Origin of the sequence: Pseudoxanthomonas sp. F37, assembly GCF_022965755.1 — a bacterium.
GTDB lineage: Bacteria > Pseudomonadota > Gammaproteobacteria > Xanthomonadales > Xanthomonadaceae > Pseudoxanthomonas_A.
Window position 1 is genome coordinate 1,887,943 of the sequence record NZ_CP095187.1, and the last position, 17,846, is coordinate 1,905,788.

Below are 17,846 nucleotides of genomic sequence, written 5' to 3' on the forward strand. Positions count from 1 at the left end.
GGACGCCAGCGCCGGTGACGAACGCCACCGACGTCATCACCTACCTGCTGCCGCGCAAGGCGGCCCCCATCGTCGAACGCCAGACCGGCCTCCCGTTCGGTTGGGGCCTGTGGTTGCGCGCGCTGCCCGAACGGCTGGGCCGCATCACCCGTGAGCGTGCCGATGCGATGGTGGCGACACTGGCCGCGCGCGCGTCGCCGCGCAGGGCCGATGCGGCGCCGTTCGCGCCGGGGCGCTGGCGCGCTTTCCGCTCGCTGTTCTACCAGGGGTGGGGACCGCCGCCGCGCGAAGAGCGCTGGATGCGCTGGCTGGCCGGCTTCAGCAGCAGCCTGTTGCACCTGCTGTTCTTCCTGTTCCTGCTGTGGGTGGCGCTGGTGCAGATACCGCCGCCGCCGGCCGAGCCGGGCGACAGCAGTCGCGTACGGCTGCAGATGATCGGCGATGGCAACCCTGCGGAGCCGGGAGGCGGGGCACAGGCCGGCCAGCCCGATGCGGGGCAGCCTGCATCGCCCAGCTCCGCGGCATCGGCACCCGCGCCGCAGCCGCCCTTGCCGCCCGCGGCGATGCCCGAAGCCGGGGCGGTCGCCCCGGCGGCGTTGGCGATGGACGTGCCGCCGATGCCACCGCGCAACGTCCCCGTGCCCGAACTGGCCCCACAGCCGTTGCAGGTCACGGACGTGCCGGAGCCGACGCAGGCCTTCGTACTGCCGCCGGCCACCGCCCGCCTGCCCGAGGTGGCGCTGCCGTCCCTGCGCGAACCGGGGGTGCCGACGCGCGAGATCCCGGCGCCGGTGACGGCCCCGGCAGTGGTCCGTCGCGAACTTCCCGCGCGTGCCGACGTGCCGGCGGTGGCCACGCGGGAAGCCCGCGTGCGGGAGCGCGAAGTCCCGGCGCCGCTGCAGGCGCCGGAGGTGCGCGACCTCCAGCCCCGTGCGGCCGAGGTCGCGCCGCGCGATGTCGCGGCGCGCGAGCGCAGCGTTCGCCAGACGCAGATCCAGGAACCGGCGCCCCGGCCGGCCACCAGCCCCGCGCCCACGGCGCCCGCCGCTGTCGAAGCGGCCGCGCCCGCGCTGGCGCGGGCGCGGGCACCGGCGGGAACCTCGCCTTCTTCCGCCCCTCGCGGCACGGCGCCTGCAGCGTCCGCCAGCGCATCCCCTGCCGCGCCGGCGGCGCGCGCCGGCGGCTGGGACACCCCCGCACGCACCGACGAATGGGGCAATGCGCGGCGCAACGTGGCGGGCGACAGTGCGGCGGACGGACGCGACAGGCCGGGCCTGTACAACGCCGACGGCAGCCTGCGGGTTCCCGGCGTGGCGGATGGATCCGAGCCACCGCGCGGCGCGCCGGGCGGACAGAACGACCAGTGGACCCGGGAGCAGTTGGCAGAGGCGGGCACCTGGCTGCAGCGACCGCCGTACGACTACGAGCCGACCAGCTTCGACAAGTACTGGGTGCCCAGCGAATCGCTGCTGGCCGAGTGGGTGAGGCGCAATGTGCGCGAGATGGAGATCCCCATCCCCGGCACGAACATGAAACTGAAGTGCACGATCTCGGTGCTGCAGCTGGGCGGCGGCTGCGGCCTGGGCAGCCTGTTCCCCGAGCCGCCGAAGGCGCGTCCGCCGCCCGACATCCCGGTCAAGCGCACGCCTATCCCGACCGACAGCTGAGAAGATCCGGGAGTCCGTCGGGTGTGGCGGGGGGCGAATTCCGTCGCGATGGAGATCGGGACGCTTCATCGCGACCGACGTCGCTCCCACGCCAGCCTCACGTTCCCGCATACGGAAACGGAGCCTTGCGGCTCCGTTCCGGTGTTCCCGACGAGGGAAGTCCTTACTTGTTGACGTTGTGCAGGTCGCGCAGCTGCGACGGCCGCGAACCGAAATAGGCGGCCAGGTCGGCGATGTCCTGGTCGCTCAGGCTGGCAGCCTGCGGGCCCATCAGTGCGTGCTGGCGGTCGCCGCCGCGATAGGCCTGCAGCGCGTGCGCCAGATAGTCGGCGTACTGGCCGCCCAGCTTGGGGTAGGTATCGTCGATGGGCGCATTGCCCTCGGCGCCGTGGCAGTCCACGCAGCTCTGGCCGGTAGCCTGGCCCTTGGCCTTGGCCAGTTCCTCGCCCTTGGCGATATGACCCTTCGGCAGGCCGGCCGACGAACTGGAGCCGTGCTCGCCACTGGCGTGGCCCGGATCCTGGGCCGCGGCTTCGGTGTTCTCCTTCGAGCAGGCCACCAGGGCGAGGGCAGCGAACAGGACGATGGCTAGACGCTGAGCGTGCTTGGCGTTGGGCATGGTGGGCTTACTTGACGGTGGAAAGGAAGGCGGCGATGTCGGCGATGTCCTGCTCGGAGAAGCTCTGCGCCTGGGCCTGCATGGTGGGGTGCTTGCGGTTGCCGTTGCGGTACTCGGTCAGCGCGTTGGCCAGGTAATCGGCCGACTGCCCGCCGATCTTCGGCACCTTGAAGCTGGGATAGGCGTTCTTGTAGCCCTCGATGCCATGGCAGCCCAGGCAGGTGTAGGTGAGGGTACGGCCGGTCTCCGGGTTGCCGACCAGCGGCGCCGGGGCGGCGGTGGGGGCGGCGGCAGGGGCCGCGGCTTCGACCGGGGCGGGCGCGGCCGGGGTTTCCTGTTGGGCGGTCAGGGCGGCCAGCGGAAGGGCGGCCAAGGCAAGGCAAGCGGCGAGCGGCAGCGGTCGCATCATTCTCGGGAAACTCTCAGGTTGCGCGCGCCACGTACCACCGCGGCGCTTGGCTGAACGCAAGTATAGCCTGCGACCGAATGTCGCGCACAGGCGCGCCTCCCCGGTGCGCAGGCAGGCGCACCAGTGCGCGAGCCGTCGGACGGTTGCCTGCCCCGCCGCACCGTCGCGTTGGAAGACCGGTATGTCGTCCCCGCGCATCGAAGGCGGAGCAACCCGCGGCCCGTGTCGTGCATCGAAGACCACGGATGCCCCGTGCCTGCTCAGGACGCTAGTCACCATGACCTTCGGCGCATGGAAGTCATTCAGGGGTGATATACCTTCATACAACACCACCACAACACCACCACGGTACCGTCCCATGTCCCGACCCCGCCCCCCTCCGGCCGTTCCTACCTGCAGCTGGCACTGGTCCCCGTGTTGTGTGGCCTGCTGGTGCTGTCCGCCTGCAAAGGCGGCGGCCCGACGCCCGAGGCCCAGGCCAAGAACGGCGAGGCTCCCAAGGAACCCGACGCCGTTCCCGTCGAAGTGGCCAAGGTGGCCCGTCGCGCGGTCGCGGCCAGCTACAGCAATACGGCGCCGCTGGAAGCGCTGGGCGAATCGCAGGTGATCGCCAAGACCTCCGGCGTGGCGCTGGCCGTGCTGGTAGAGGAGGGTCAGGTGGTGCGCGCCGGCCAGGCCCTGGTCCGGCTGGACCCGGACCGTCTGCGCCTGCAGGTGGCCCAGGCCGAGGCGCAGATGCGCAAGCTGGAGAACAACTACCGGCGCGCGCAGCAGCTGGTCGAGCAGCAGATGATCAGCGCCAACGACGTGGACCAGATCAAGTACGACCTGGAGAACGCGCGTGCCGTCTACCGCGCCGCCGCGCTGGAGCTGTCCTACACGACGGTCACCGCGCCGATCTCCGGCGTGATCGCGTCGCGTTCCATCAAGGTCGGCAATTTCGTGCAGATCAACACGCCGATCATCCGCATCGTGGACCAGTCGCGCCTGGAGGCGACGCTGGACGTGCCCGAGCGCGAACTGGCCACGCTGAAGGCCGGCCTGCCGGTCCTGATGACCGTGGACGCGTTGCCGGGCAAGACCTTCCAGGGCACGGTGGACCGCATCGCGCCGGTGGTGGATGCCGGCAGCGGCACCTTCCGCGTGGTGTGCTCCTTCGCCAGCGACGGCGTGCTGCAGCCGGGCATGTTCAGCCGCATCCGGATCGACTACGACCAGCGTGCCGATGCCCTGGTGGTGCCGCGCGTGGCGCTGCTGGACGATGGCGACCCGGCGGTGTTCGTGGTGCGCGACGGCAAGGCCGTGCGCGTGCCGGTGAAGATGGGTTACGTGGATGGCGAATGGATCGAGGTGCGTGAGGGCCTGAAGGCCGGCGAACAGGTCGTGACCGCCGGCAAGGTGGCCCTGCGCGACGGCAGCGCCGTGCAGGTGATCGGCGCCGAGCCCGCCAAGGTGGCCGCCAAGGCCGATGCCGCCAAGACCGCCGGAACCAAGCAATGAGCGCGCCCGGCCACGCACCCGGCGAGCACCCGCCCCGCGCAGCCGGCGACGACACGCTGGGCGGCGGCCTGGTCGAGTTCTCCACGCGGCGTCGCGTCACCGTCGCGATGTTCTGGATCACGATGTTCCTGTTCGGCGTGATCGCGCTGGGCTCGCTGAAGGTCAACCTGCTGCCCGACCTGAGCTACCCCACGCTGACCGTGCGCACCGAGTACACCGGGGCCGCGCCGTCGGAAATCGAAACCCTGATCAGCGAGCCGGTGGAAGAGGCCGTCGGCGTGGTCAAGAACCTGCGCAAGCTGAAGTCGGTCTCGCGCACCGGCCAGAGCGACGTGGTCCTGGAGTTCGCCTGGGGCACGGACATGGACCAGGCCAGCCTGGAAGTGCGCGACAAGATGGAAGTGCTGTCGTTGCCGCTGGAGGCCAAGGCCCCGGTGCTGCTGCGCTTCAACCCGTCCACCGAGCCGATCCTGCGCCTGGTGCTGTCCAACAAGCAGGAGCCGAAGAGCGACGCCGACGCGATCCGCCTGCTGACCGAACTGCGCCGTTACGCCGATGACGACCTGAAGAAGAAGCTGGAGCCGGTCAGCGGCGTGGCGGCGGTGAAGGTCGGCGGTGGCCTGGAAGACGAAATCCAGGTCGACATCGACCAGCAGAAGCTGGCGCAGCTCAACCTGCCCATCGACACCATCATCCAGCGCCTGCAGCAGGAGAACATCAACATCTCCGGCGGCCGCCTGGAAGAGGGCTCGCAGCGCTACCTGGTGCGCACGGTCAACCAGTTCGCCAGCGTCAACGAGATCCGCGAGATGCTGGTCACCACGCAGGGCGGCGGCGACAACGCCGCGGCGTCGGCGGCGGCGCAGATGGCGGCCATCGCCGCCACCACCGGCTCGGCCGAGGCGATGGCCGCGGCCGCGTCCGTGCAGAGCGCTTCCTCCGGTGGCAGCGGGGTGGTGGCCGGCGGCATGCCGGTGCGCCTGAAGGATGTGGCCGAGGTGCGCCAGGGCTTCAAGGAGCGCGAGGCCATCATCCGCCTGGCCGGAAAAGAGGCCGTCGAACTGGCCATCTACAAGGAAGGCGATGCCAACACCGTGTCCACCGCCGAGGCGCTGAAGGCCCGGCTGGAGCAGCTGAAGCAGCAGGTGCCGCCGGATGTCGAGGTGACCATCATCGACGACCAGTCGCTGTTCATCGAGCACGCGATCGCCGACGTCAAGAAGGACGCCGTGATCGGCGGCCTGCTGGCCATCCTGATCATCTTCCTGTTCCTGCGCGATGGCTGGAGCACCTTCGTCATCAGCCTGTCGCTGCCGGTTTCCATCGTCACCACGTTCTTCTTCATGGGCGAGCTGGGCCTGAGCCTGAACGTCATGTCGCTGGGCGGCCTGGCACTGGCCACCGGCCTGGTGGTGGACGACTCCATCGTGGTGCTGGAAAGCATCGCCAAGGCGCGCGAGCGCGGCCTGGGCATCCTGGAAGCGGCCATGGTCGGCACGCGCGAAGTGAGCATGGCGGTGGTGGCGTCGACGCTGACGACCATCGCGGTGTTCCTGCCGCTGGTGTTCGTGCAGGGCATCGCCGGCCAGCTGTTCCGCGACCAGGCACTGACGGTGGCCATCGCCATCGGCATTTCGCTGATCGTGTCGATGACGCTCATCCCGATGCTGAGCTCGCTGAAGGGCCGTCCGCCGCTGGCGTTCCCCGAGGAAGCCCCGCACCCGCAGTGGAAGCCGGCTTCGCGCTGGCAGAAGCCGGTGGCGGCCACGGGGCGCGGTGTCGGTGCGATCTTCCGCTGGGGGTTCTTCGGCGCCGCCTGGCTGGTCGTGCGGGCGTGGCGTGGCGTGGTGGCCGTGGTGGGCCCGGTCATGCGCAAGGCGTCCGACCTGACCATGGCGCCCTACCACCGCGCCGAAGCCGGCTACATGCGATTGCTGCCGGCGTCGCTGCAGCGCCCCTGGCTGGTGCTGGGTTTCGCCGCCGCGGCGTTCGTCGCTTCACTGGCGATGGTGCCGCTGCTGGGCGCGGACCTGATCCCGCAGCTGGCGCAGGACCGCTTCGAGATGACGGTGAAGCTGCCGCCCGGTACGCCGCTGGCCAAGACCGACGCCCTGGTGCGTGAACTGCAGAACCAGCACGCCAAGGACGAGGGCATCCATGCGCTGTATGGCGTAAGCGGCAGCGGCACGCGGCTGGACGCCAATCCCACCGAGAGCGGCGAGAACATCGGCAAGCTGACGGTGGTGATGGCCAACGGCGGCAGCGAGGCCCTGGAGGCCCGCGAAACCGACGCGCTGCGTGCCAGCATGAAACAGCATCCGGGCGCGCAGGTCGATTTCAGCCGTCCGGAGCTCTTCAGCTTCTCCACCCCGCTGGAAGTCGAGCTGCGCGGCCAGGACCTGGCCAGCATCGAGAAGGCGGGCCAGAGGCTGGCGGCGCTGCTGCGCACCAACCCGCACTACGCCGACGTCAAGTCGACCGTGGAGCAGGGCTTCCCCGAGATCCAGATCCGCTTCGACCAGGAACGCGCCGGTGCGCTGGGCCTGACGACGCGCCAGATCGCCGACGTGGTGGTGAAGAAGGTGCGTGGCGAGGTGGCCACGCGCTACAGCTTCCGCGACCGCAAGATCGACGTGCTGGTGCGCGCGCAGGAGGGCGACCGCGCCTCGGTGGAAAGCATCCGCCAGTTGATCGTCAATCCGGGCAGTGCCCGGCCGGTCACGCTGTCGGCGGTCGCCGATGTGGTGGCCACCACCGGTCCCAGCGAGATCCACCGCGCCGACCAGGTGCGCGTGGCCATCGTGTCGGCCAACCTGCGCGACATCGACCTGGGCAGCGCGGTGCAGGAAGTGCAGCAGATGGTCGCCGAGCATCCGCTCGGCGCCGGCGTCGGCATGCACATCGGCGGCCAGGGCGAAGAACTGGCCGAATCGGTCAACTCGCTGCTGTTCGCCTTCGGCCTGGCGGTGTTCCTGGTGTACCTGGTGATGGCCTCGCAGTTCGAGTCGCTGCTGCACCCGTTCGTGATCCTGTTCACCATCCCGCTGGCGCTGGTGGGCGCGGTGGCGGCGCTGTTCCTGACCCGCTCGCCGGTGTCGGTGGTGGTGTTCATCGGCCTGATCCTGCTGGTGGGCCTGGTCACCAAGAACGCCATCATCCTGATCGACAAGGTCAACCAGCTGCGCGAGGCCGGCGTGGCCAAGCGCGAGGCATTGGTGGAGGGCGCGCGTTCGCGCCTGCGGCCCATCATCATGACCACGCTTTGCACGCTGTTCGGCTTCCTGCCGCTGGCCACCGCGCCGCTGTTCGGCAGCCCGGGTGCGGAAGTGCGCTCGCCGATGGCCATCACCGTGATCGGCGGCCTGCTGGTCTCCACGCTGCTGACCCTGCTGGTGATACCGGTGGTGTACGACCTGCTGGACCGTCGTGCCGACGACTACTACCTGGAACGCGGTCGCCGTGCCCGCAAGGCGGCGGCGATGCCGGCCGAAGGGGAGGGCGAACCCGCATGAGCGTCGCGGAGTTCAGCATCAAGCGGCCGGTGACGGCGGTGATGTTCTTCATCTCGCTGTTCGTCATCGGCCTGATCGCGGCGATCCGTCTGCCGCTGGAGGCGTTTCCCGAGGTCTCGCCGCCCTTCATCTTCGTGTCCTTGCCGTACACCGGCTCCACCCCCGAGGAGGTCGAGCGCACGGTGCTGCGCCCGGCCGAGGAAGCGCTCTCGACGATGGCCGGCATCAAGCGGATGGAGTCCAACGCCAAGGCCGAAGGCGCGCAGATCTTCATCCAGTTCTCCAACTGGGACCGCGATGTCGCCATCGCGGCCTCGGAGGCGCGCGAGCGGCTGGATGCCATCCGCGACGACCTGCCGGAGGACCTGCAGCGCTACTTCGTCTTCAAGTTCTCCACCACCGACCAGCCGGTGCTGCGGGTGCGCCTGGCCAGCAAGACCGACCTGACCGGCGGGTACGACATGATCGAGCGCGAGTTCAAGCGCCGCATCGAGCGCATCCCCGGCGTGGCGCGCGTGGACGTATCGGGCGCGCCGCCGAACGAGGTGGAGATCGCGATCAACCAGGACCGCCTGACCGCGCACAACCTGAGCCTCAACGACCTGACCCAGCGCCTGCAGGCGGTGAACTTCTCCATCTCCGCCGGCGTGATCAGCGACGGCCCGCAGCGCCTGCGCGTGCAGCCGGTGGGCGAGCTGACCGACCTGCAGGAGCTGCGCGACCTGGTGGTCGGCACCGGCAACGTGCGCCTGGGCGACATCGCCGACGTACGCCTGAAGCCGGCCCGCATGGATTACGGGCGACGCCTGGACGGCCAGCCGGCCGTGGGCCTGGACATCTTCAAGGAACGCAACGCCAACCTGGTGGACGTGTCGAGCAAGGCGCTGGCGGAAGTGGAAGCGATCCGCGCGCAGCCGCAGCTCAGCGACGTGCAGGTCAAGGTGATCGAGAACCAGGGCGAGAACGTCACCTCCTCGCTGCTGGAACTGGCCGAAGCCGGCCTGATCGGCCTGGTGCTGTCGATCGTCGTGCTGTGGTTCTTCCTGCGCCACTGGCCGTCGGTGTCGATGGTGACGCTGGCCATCCCGATCTGCTTCGTGATGACGCTGGGTTTCATGTACTTCGCCGGGGTGACGCTGAACATCCTGTCGATGATGGGCCTGCTGCTGGCCATCGGCATGCTGGTGGACAACGCCGTGGTGGTGGTGGAAAGCATCTACCAGGAGCGCGAGAAGTATCCGGACAACCCGGTGTGGGCCTCCATCGTCGGCACCCGCCACGTCGCCATCGCACTGTCGGCCGGCACGCTGTGCCACTGCATCGTGTTCGTGCCCAACCTGTTCGGCGAGCGCAACTTCCTCAGCATCTACCTGGGCCAGATCGCCATCACCATCTCCGTGTCGCTGCTGGCCTCGTGGCTGGTCGCGGTGAGTCTGATCCCGATGATCTCGGCGCGGCTGAAGACGCCCCCGCTGGTGCGCACCGAGACCGGCATCATCCCGCGCATGCAGAAGCGCTACGCCGGCCTGCTGCGCTGGACGCTGGAGCACCGCGGCTGGAGCGTGCTGGGCATCCTGCTGATCGTGGTGGTCAGCTTCGTGCCCATCAAGTTCACCAAGTTCGACATGTTCGGCGGCGACAGCGGCGGCGAAGCCGAGCTGTACTACCAGTGGAAGGGCGCCTACACCAAGGAACAGATGTCGGCCGAGATCCTCAAGGTCGAGCAGTTCCTGCAGGCCAACCGCGAGAAGTACCGGGTCACGCAGGTCTATTCGTACTTCAGCGAACAGGGCTGGGGCGGTACCCAGGTCAAGTTCGATACCGACAAGGCCAGCGAGACCAAGCCGATCATCGAGCAGTTGCGGAAGGACCTGCCGAAGTCGGCGCGCGCCAACATCGGCATCAACGGCGAGGGCGGCGGCCAGGGCGGCGGCGGCCAGCCGGGGCAGGGCGTGTCCTTCCAGCTGATCGGCGATTCCACCCAGACCCTGTCCGAGATCGCCGACGACCTGATTCCGATCCTGGCCAAGCGGAAGGAGCTGCGGGACGTGCGCGTGGACGTGGGCGACCAGAACAGCGAGCTCAACGTGCGCGTGGACCGCGAACGTGCGGCGGCGTTCGGTTTCAGTGCACAGGAGGTCGCGCGCTTCGTCAGCCTGGCCTTGCGCGGCGCTCCGCTGCGGGAGTTCCGCCGCGGCGAGACGGAAGTGCCGGTCTGGGTCCGCTTCGCGGGTGCGGAGGACTACGGCACCGACGACCTGTCCGGCTTCATGGTGCGCGCGCCGGATGGCCGCACGGTGCCGTTGCTGGCCCTGGTGGACGTGGGCGTGCAGCCGTCGGCCACCCAGATCCAGCGCACCAACCGGCAGACCACGCTGTCCGTGCAGGCCAACCTGGCCGAGAAGGCCACGGTGCCGGAGGCGCGCAAGGCGCTGGAGGAGACGCTGAAGGGCGTGTCGTTCCCGGCCGGCTACAGCTACTCCTTCGACGGCGGCGCATTCGAGGAAGAGGATGAAGCCAGTGCGCAGATGATGTTCAACCTGCTGATCGCGCTGGTGATGATCTACATCGTGATGGCGGCGGTGTTCGAGTCGCTGCTGTTCCCGGCGGCGATCATGAGCGGCGTGCTGTTCTCGGTGTTCGGCGTGTTCTGGCTGTTCGCGCTGACCGGTACCACCTTCGGCATCATGTCCTTCATCGGCATCCTGGTGCTGATGGGCGTGGTGGTGAACAACGGCATCGTGATGGTGGAGCACATCAACAACCTGCGACGGCGCGGCCTGTCGCGCACCGATGCGCTGGTGGAGGGCAGCCGCGAGCGCCTGCGCCCCATCCTGATGACGATGGGCACGGCGATCCTGGCGATGATCCCCATCGCGATGGCCAATACGCAGATGGCGGGCGACGGCCCGGCCTACGCGCCGATGGCGCGGGCCATCGCCGGTGGCCTGGCGTTCTCCACGGTGGTCAGCCTGCTGTTCCTGCCGACCATCTACGCCATCCTGGACGATCTGCGCAGCGGCACCGCCCGGGCGATCGCGCGGGCCCGCATGCGGCGCGGGGACATCCCGTCGAAGGCCAGCGTGACCGCGCTGCACGTCGACTGAGGGAGCTGACGAAAAGAGCCGGGCAATGCCCGGCTCTTTTCTGTTCTCCGGGAGCCTGGCTCAGCCGACCAGCTTGCCCAGCATCCTCAACCCGCCTGTCCACACGCCGATGGCGGTGCCCAGGCTGGTGAGGAAGAAATTGAGCAGGATCCGCGCCACCCGGTTCTTCCACCAGCCCTTCAACGTCTGCACGTCGTCGCGCAGGGCCATGAAGTCCGCGTAGGTGGGTTTGCGCAGCGTCGCCTCGACGAAGGCGCTGACCGTGCCCGAGGCCAGTGCGGGATGCAGCGGCGTGAGCGGCGAGGAAATGAAGGCCGCGAGGATGCTGAGCGGATGCCCGCCGGCGATCGCGCAGCCGATGGCGCCCAGCACGCCGGTCGCCAGTACCCACTGCAGCAGCAGGTCCGAACCGACGTCCACGCCGCCCTGCCAGAAGCCCCAGGCGAAGCCGCCTATCAGGAACGCGCCGATCACCAGCTCCATCCACGGCACGCGCGACTTGGGCTTCACGACTTCCAGCGAGCGCCGCAGTTCGCCCGGATCCCCGGCATCGTCCCGGAGGTGGCGGGCCAGGCCAGGCAGGTGGCCGGCACCCACGACCGCCAGGACGCGGTAGGGGGACGCGGCGCCGGCCGGCACGCCGGCCGCGACCTGGCGCAGCGCCGAGGCCATGTACTGGTCGCGCTCGGCGATGATGGCCTGGTACAGCTGCGGGCTTTCGGCGGCGAACTCGCCGAAGCTGGATTCCAGCATGTCGCCCTGCTTGAGCTTTTCGATCTCGTCGTCGCCGACCTCCTCATCGCCGAACATGCTGGCCAGGATGCCGGCGCCGACCTTGGTGCGCTGCCACCAGCCCAGCGACTGCAGGGCGCGCTTGAAGGTCAGGCCGACCTCGCGGTCGATCAGGTGCACGGGCAGGCCGCGCGCCTGGGCATCCAGCGCGCCGGCCTTGAGTTCCTCGCCGGGCTCGACGCCCAGTTGTTCGGCCAGCCGTCGCTGGTAGGCGGCCAGCGCCAGGTTGGCGGCGAACAGGTGCGTCTTGCCTTCGCGGATCACTTTCACCAGGTCCAGCCGCGCCAGCGTGTCCGGATCGGTCAGCGACTGCAGGCGGCCGGGGTCCAGCTCGACCGCGACGCTGTCGTAGTCGCCGCTGGCCACGGTCGCACGCACGGCATCCACGCTGGCGCGGGAGACGTGCGCGGTGCCCAGCAGCGTGTAGCGCACGCCGTCGCGCTCGACGATCTCGTGGGGTTGTCCGTGCAGCGGATCGGCGGGCACGGTATTGGATTCGGTCATCGTGTCATTCGTCTTGCGGGGGCGCGGTGGTGCCGGCGCCGAGGGTGCGCTGCATCTGCACGGTGTCCAGCCAGCGGTCGTGCTTCCAGGCGATGCCGCGGAAGACGCCCACCAGCGTGAAGCCGAATTTCTCGTGCAGGCGGATGGAGGCGGTATTGGTGGGTTCGCCGATCACCGCGATCATCTGGCGATAGCCGCGTGCCTGGCAGGCGTCGATCAGCGCCTGCATCAGCGCCGCGCCGATGCCCTGGCCCTGCCGGCCGGGCAGCACGTAGACCGAGTTCTCCACCGTCTTGCGATAGCCTGCGCGCGCCCGGTAACTGCTGGCGTAGGCGTAGCCGGCGAAGTCTCCGTCGAGCTCGGCCACCAGGTACGGATAGCCGGCGTGGAGCACGCCCTGCATGCGGCGCGCCATTTCGGCCTGGTCCGGCACGTCGTACTCGTAGGTATTGACGTGATGGCGGACTTCGTCGGCGTAGAGGGCGGCGATGGCCGGCACGTCGGCCGGCGTGGCATCACGGACGATCAACGGCACGCTTGGGCCTCAGTCGATGTAGCGCTTGAGCAGGTCGCCGTACGCGTCGATGCGGCGATCGCGCAGGAACGGCCAGATCCGGCGCACATGCTCGCTGCGCTGCAGGTCGACATCGGCCATCAGGAGGGTTTCTTCGCCACCGGCTTCGGCGATGAACTCGCCCTGCGGACCCAGCACGTGGCTGTTGCCCCAGAACTGGATGCCCGATGCGCCCAGCGGCGAAGGCTCATGGCCGACCCGGTTGCAGCTCAGTACCGGCAGGCCGTTGGCGACGGCATGGCCGCGGTGGCTCAATACCCACGCATCGCGCTGTCGGTTCTTTTCGGCCTGCTCGTCATCCGGGTCCCAGCCGATCGCCGTGGGATACAGCAGCAGGTCCGCACCGGCCAGCGCCATCAGGCGCGCGGCTTCGGGGTACCACTGGTCCCAGCACACCAGCACGCCCAGACGGCCGACCGAGGTGTCGATGGGGGTAAAGCCCATGTCGCCCGGCGTGAAATAGAACTTCTCGTAGAAGCCCGGGTCGTCCGGGATGTGCATCTTGCGGTACTTGCCCGCGATGCTGCCGTCCTTTTCGTAGACCACGGCGGTGTTGTGGTACAGGCCGGCGGCGCGGCGCTCGAACAGCGACGACACCAGCACCACGCCATGCTGCTTCGCCAGCCTGCCCAGGCGCTGGGTGCTGGGGCCGGGGATGGGTTCGGCCAGGTCGAATTCCTGCACCGATTCGTGCTGGCAGAAGTAGGCGCCGTTGTGCAGTTCCTGCAACAGCACCAGCCGGGCCCCCTGCTTGGCGGCCTCGGCCACGCGCGCCTCGATCACGGACAGGTTGGCGTCGGCGTCGCCGTGGTTCTTCTCCTGGATCAGGGCGACAGGCAGGGTGGTGCGGTTCATCGTGGGCGCATTCGGGCAGGGGCGGCGAGGGGGCGAATGGTACCGCGTCCGTCCCGGGCGCAGGCGCACGCGGCGTGAACGCGCCGTGCCACCTTCCTCACGAAGCCGCCGCCTCGTCCCGGCGGCGCTGCTGGCGTCCCAGCGCCACGCCGGTGGCCGCCCACGCCAGGGCCACGCCGGTGCCGATCAGCATGGCCATGGCGGGGTGTTCGGCCAGCACGTCCAGCGCGCGCTTGACCCAGCCGCTGAGCGCATCGCCGCCGCGGTACACCACCGTGTCGATGAAGTTCTTCGCCTTGTACTTCTGGTCCGGCGCGACCACCGTGTAGAGCATCTCGCGGCCGGGACGGACGAAGGCGTACTCGCCGGCCCGGCGCGCGACCATCACCACCACGAACACGCCGAACACCGGCGCCAGCGCCAGCCACAGGAAACCCGCCGCCATCACCAGCGGCACCGCGACCAGCAGCACGCCCACGCCCAGCCGCTGGGCGATACGGCCGGTGATGAACAGCTGGCTGAGGATGGCCAGCGCCTGCACCACCGTGTCGATGGTGCCGAACACGCGGGTCTGCTGCGCCTTGTCCGGGAACAGCTGCTCCACCAGCCTGGCCTGCTCGAAGTAGAGGAAGGTCGTGACCGTGGCCAGCAGCAGGACGAACAGCGCGATTCCCGCCAGATACGGCGACTTGAATACCTCGGTGGCGCCCGCGAACGGATTCCCGCCCAGCGCAGCGCGCCGCTGCTCGGCCGTGCCGACGCCCTGGGGCGACGGATGCCGGTCGCGCCACTGGTGGAGCCATACGGCGGTGACGCCGCTGGCGCCCATCAGCAACGAGGACAACAGCATCAGGCCGCCGTGCCCAAGCTGGCCGACCAGCAGCGTGGTCAGCAGCGGGCCCGCCAGCCCGCCAAGACTGGCGCCGCTGGCGATCAGCGCGAACAGGCGCTTGGCCTCGCTGCTGGCCAGGACGTCGGCCAGTACGCTCCACGCCAGGGATATCAGCAGCAGGTTGATCACCGACACCCAGATGTAGAAGCCGCGCGCCAGCCAGACATCGTCCGGCTTCGCCAGCAGGGCAAGGCCGAACGCCAGCAGGGTGGCGACGACCGCGCCGAACACCCAGGGCAGGATCCGCCGGCGCGGCACCTTCGATGCGATCCAGCCGAACACCGGCAGCACGATCAGCGTGGCCACGAAGGTGCCGGTGAACAGCCATTGCAGGTTGTCCACGCCCCCGGTGACGCCCATCGTTTCCCGTATCGGCCGCAGCATGAAGTAGCCGGCGAACAGCAGGAAGAACATCAGCAGCCCTGCGCCCACCGCAGGTGCCTCGTGGGGCGCGACGTTGAACAGGCGGGGCAGCAGGCGTGTCAGCGCCCCGCGGGGGGCGGGTCCGGGGATGTAGGGCATGGAAGGCTCAGGCGAGGGTGGCGATCAGCGCATCGCGCTGGGCGGAGGTCAGGTTCGGCCCGACGCCCGCCTTGAGGTTGTCGGTCTGCCGGTCGGGTTTGCCGGTTGCCGGGATCACCGCGGTCACCGCCGGGTGGCTGAGCGCAAACTTCAGGAACGCCTGCGCCCACGACGTCACGCCGGCTTCGGCGAGTGCCGGCGGCAGGGGCTTGTCCTTGACCTGCGCGAACAGCCTGCCGTCCTCGAAGGCGCGGTTGATCAGCACGGCCACGCCCAGTTCCCGTGCCAGCGGCAGCACGCGCTTCTCGGCCCCCCGGCTGGCGACCGAATAGTTGATCTGCAGGAAGTCCGGCTTCTCCGCCTGGACGACGTCGGCGAGTTGTTCCTGCGCGCGCTCGAGGTAATGCGTCACGCCGACATACTTCACCTTGCCCTGCGCCTTCAGTTCGCGCGCGACCGCCATCTGGGTCTTCAGGTCGCCCAGATTGTGGACCTGCAGCAGCGCCACCTTGTCGGTCCCGAGCCGGCGCAGGGTGTCGGAAAACTGGGTCAATCCTTCTTCGCGGCCGGTCACGCCCGACAGCTTGGTCGCAAGCCAGGCCTTGCCGGTGAGATGTTGCTCAGCGAGCAGGGCGCCCATGACGTCCTCGGCCACGCTGTAGGTGGGGGCGGTATCGATCACGGTGGCGCCGGCGGCGAAGAAGCGCTTCAGCACTTCGCGCAGCGGATCCCGTTCGGCGGCGCTCTGGCCCACTTCGAAGCTGCCCGAGGTGCCCATGCCGATCACCGGGATCTTCTCTCCGGTCGAGGGGATGGCACGCATGTTCAGCGGAACGCTGGCGCCCGGCGTGCCAGCGGTGGCGGGTTGTGCCTGGGCGGCATCGCGGCAGGCCGCCAGGCCAATGCCGGCGGTGGCGATGACAGCGCTGCCGAGGAACCTGCGTCGTGTGTACACGGCCGTCTCCTTCTGGGGAAACGGCCGTTATCGGCGATCAGGCGATGCAGGGTGTGAACGAAACGTTCAATCCGCGCCCAACGGAAGTCATGGTGGGCCGGGGCGTTGGACCAGGAACCGGGAGCGGCGAACCCGTGGCGATGCGCCGAGCCTGGCGCTCACCCGTTCCTCTTCGCCCGTTGCTGGCCTTCAGCCCAGCAGGCCGGCCGGCAGCTGCATGGTGATGCAGTGCAGGCTGCCGTTCTGCCAGATCAGGGCGCGGCAGGGCACCTGCACGATCTCGCGGTCCGGGTATGCCTGCGCGAGCACGGCAGCGGCCTGATCGTCGGCGGGATCGCCGTAGGCCGGCATCAGCACGGCGCCGTTGATGATCAGGTAGTTCGCGTACGAGGCGGCCAGGCGGCGCCCCTCGTCGATCACCGGCTGCGCCCAGGGCAGCGGGAATGCGCGGTACGGGCGGCCATCGGCCGTGCGCAGTGCGGCGATGTCGGCGGCCATGGCCTGCAGTTCGGCGTAGTGCGCATCCGCGGCGTCGTCGCACGCCTGGTAGACGATGGCATCGCCGGGGGCGAAGCGGGCGAGGGTGTCGATGTGGGCGTCGGTGTCGTCGCCTTCCAGGTAGCCGTGGTCCAGCCACAACACCCGCTGTTGCTTCAACCAGCCGGCCAGTCTTGCCGTCAGTTCCTCGCGGCTCGCGTCGGGATGACGCTCGTGCAGGCATTGCCAGGTGGTCAGCAGGGTGCCGGCGCCGTCGGTTTCGATGGCGCCACCTTCCAGCGCAAAATCAATGCTTTGCACGAAATAGTTGTGAAACAGCTGCATGCCGGACAACTCGCCGACCAGGCGGTCGTCGCGGCTGGCCTCGTACTTGCCGCCCCAGCCGGTGAAGCGGAAGTCCAGCAGCTTGAAGCGCTGTCCGTCGCGCAGCGTGACGGGGCCGGAGTCGCGCAGCCAGGTGTCGTCGTACTCCGCCGGCACGAAGCGCACCTGGTCCATGTCCACCCGCGCGGATCGCAGTCGGGCTTCGGCATAGGTCTGCAGGTCATCGTCGGCCACGCAGATCACGACCGGCTGGAAACGGGTGATGGCGGCGACCAGGGCGACGTAGGTCTCTTCCACGTCGGCCAGGCGCTCGGCCCAGTCGGTATCGGCGTGCGGCCACGCGATCAGGACCGCGGATTGGGGTTCCCACTCCGCGGGGAAACGAAAGGCATCGGTCATGGCATCAAGGGCGCGGCCGCGCCGCGCGGTGTCAGCGGATGGGGGGCTTGGGGCCGATTTCCTCGGCGCTGGCCTTGTTCATCACCACGTCGATGACGCGGCTCTTTTCGAAGTATACGGTGAAACCCGGGTATACCCAGCGCTGGATCACCGGCCACTGGCGCTTCTGGCCGCCGCGCGGTTCCAGCTTCTGCTGCGGGGCGCCGAAGCGGGCCTCCACGTCGGCCGCGGTCTGGCCGCGCACGGGGGCCGCGGCAGGCGTTTCCTGCGCGCGCTCGATCAGCAGGGTATCGGCCAGTGCGGGGCCGGACAGGCCCAGCAGGGCGATCAAAGGCAGGGCAAGGACGCAACGGCTCATGTGGAGTTCCCCTAGGTGACCCGCCTTTTATAGCAAAAGGCCGGATACAAAAAACCGCCGCGCCGCAAGGAATGGCGATGGCCGGAGGCTGGCGCGCCGCCGCGCCGCCGCCTTCCCGGGCGAAGAGCGCGCAAAAAACAGAAAAGCCGCCTTGCGGCGGCTTTCTGCGCATCGCCGGCCAGGGCCGGCAATACCGTTCTCAGCGCTGGCGCGCCTTGAAACGGGGGTTGGACTTGCAGATCACGAAGACCTTGCCGCGGCGGCGGACCACCTTGCAGTCGCGGTGACGGGCCTTCGCCGACTTCAGGGAGGACAGGACCTTCATGAGTTGAAACCTCGGCGTGAATGTATGGAGTGAA

The 17,846-nt window shown here is 69.2% G+C and carries 14 protein-coding genes; 4 read left to right on the forward strand and 10 right to left on the reverse strand.

Going from position 1 to position 17,846, the window contains the following annotated elements:
- Positions 1-14: 14 nt before the first annotated feature.
- Positions 15-1,667, forward strand: a complete 1,653-nt coding sequence (locus MUU77_RS08755; RefSeq protein ID WP_245093873.1) for a hypothetical protein — start codon at positions 15-17, stop codon at positions 1,665-1,667.
- Between the two features lie 163 nt (positions 1,668-1,830).
- Here the strand turns inward: MUU77_RS08755 and MUU77_RS08760 are convergent, their stop codons facing one another.
- Together MUU77_RS08760 and MUU77_RS08765 are read right to left on the reverse strand one after the other, a co-directional pair.
- Positions 1,831-2,286 (reverse strand): c-type cytochrome, encoded by a 456-nt coding sequence (locus tag MUU77_RS08760; protein WP_245093877.1) that lies wholly within the window; start codon positions 2,284-2,286, stop codon positions 1,831-1,833.
- Between the two features lie 7 nt (positions 2,287-2,293).
- Complete coding sequence (locus tag MUU77_RS08765; protein WP_245094353.1) at positions 2,294-2,692, reverse strand: cytochrome c; 399 nt, start codon at positions 2,690-2,692, stop codon at positions 2,294-2,296.
- A gap of 417 nt (positions 2,693-3,109) precedes the next feature.
- On the opposite strand from MUU77_RS08765, the gene MUU77_RS08770 reads away from it, so the two are divergent.
- Genes MUU77_RS08770 through MUU77_RS08780 form a run of 3 tightly spaced genes read left to right on the forward strand, consistent with a single transcriptional unit; the run spans position 3,110 to position 10,814 of the window.
- A complete protein-coding gene (locus tag MUU77_RS08770) occupies positions 3,110-4,195 on the forward strand; it encodes an efflux RND transporter periplasmic adaptor subunit (protein WP_245093879.1) in 1,086 nt (361 codons plus the stop codon).
- Between the two features lie 56 nt (positions 4,196-4,251).
- Positions 4,252-7,707, forward strand: coding sequence for an efflux RND transporter permease subunit (locus MUU77_RS08775; protein WP_345779073.1), 3,456 nt, complete (start codon positions 4,252-4,254; stop codon positions 7,705-7,707).
- The gene (locus MUU77_RS08780) at positions 7,704-10,814 is read left to right on the forward strand and encodes an efflux RND transporter permease subunit (protein ID WP_245093883.1); all 3,111 of its coding nucleotides are present in this window, start codon (positions 7,704-7,706) and stop codon (positions 10,812-10,814) included. The genes MUU77_RS08775 and MUU77_RS08780 overlap by 4 nt, the downstream gene beginning before the upstream one ends.
- Before the next feature lie 60 nt (positions 10,815-10,874).
- On the opposite strand, the gene MUU77_RS08785 is transcribed toward MUU77_RS08780, so the two are convergent.
- From MUU77_RS08785 to ykgO, 8 genes are all read right to left on the reverse strand, one after another.
- Positions 10,875-12,110 (reverse strand): TraB/GumN family protein, encoded by a 1,236-nt coding sequence (locus tag MUU77_RS08785; protein WP_245093885.1) that lies wholly within the window; start codon positions 12,108-12,110, stop codon positions 10,875-10,877.
- Positions 12,111-12,114: 4 nt separating this feature from the next.
- Positions 12,115-12,645: a GNAT family N-acetyltransferase gene (locus tag MUU77_RS08790; RefSeq protein ID WP_245093887.1), complete on the reverse strand. Its 531-nt coding sequence runs from the start codon at positions 12,643-12,645 to the stop codon at positions 12,115-12,117.
- A 9-nt stretch (positions 12,646-12,654) separates the two neighbouring features.
- The gene (locus tag MUU77_RS08795; RefSeq protein ID WP_245093889.1) at positions 12,655-13,539 is read right to left on the reverse strand and encodes a carbon-nitrogen hydrolase; all 885 of its coding nucleotides are present in this window, start codon (positions 13,537-13,539) and stop codon (positions 12,655-12,657) included.
- A gap of 97 nt (positions 13,540-13,636) precedes the next feature.
- On the reverse strand, positions 13,637-14,953 hold the full coding sequence (locus MUU77_RS08800) for an MFS transporter (protein WP_245093891.1): 1,317 nt from the start codon (positions 14,951-14,953) through the stop codon (positions 13,637-13,639).
- A 7-nt stretch (positions 14,954-14,960) separates the two neighbouring features.
- The gene (locus MUU77_RS08805) at positions 14,961-15,908 is read right to left on the reverse strand and encodes an aldo/keto reductase (RefSeq protein WP_245093893.1); all 948 of its coding nucleotides are present in this window, start codon (positions 15,906-15,908) and stop codon (positions 14,961-14,963) included.
- Positions 15,909-16,097: 189 nt separating this feature from the next.
- Positions 16,098-17,129, reverse strand: coding sequence for an agmatine deiminase family protein (locus MUU77_RS08810; protein ID WP_245093895.1), 1,032 nt, complete (start codon positions 17,127-17,129; stop codon positions 16,098-16,100).
- Between the two features lie 31 nt (positions 17,130-17,160).
- Entirely contained in the window at positions 17,161-17,487 is a 327-nt protein-coding gene (locus tag MUU77_RS08815; protein WP_245093897.1) for a hypothetical protein, read from the reverse strand.
- Positions 17,488-17,686: 199 nt separating this feature from the next.
- Positions 17,687-17,812: a type B 50S ribosomal protein L36 gene (gene ykgO, locus MUU77_RS08820; protein ID WP_010342887.1), complete on the reverse strand. Its 126-nt coding sequence runs from the start codon at positions 17,810-17,812 to the stop codon at positions 17,687-17,689.
- Positions 17,813-17,846: the final 34 nt, after the last annotated feature.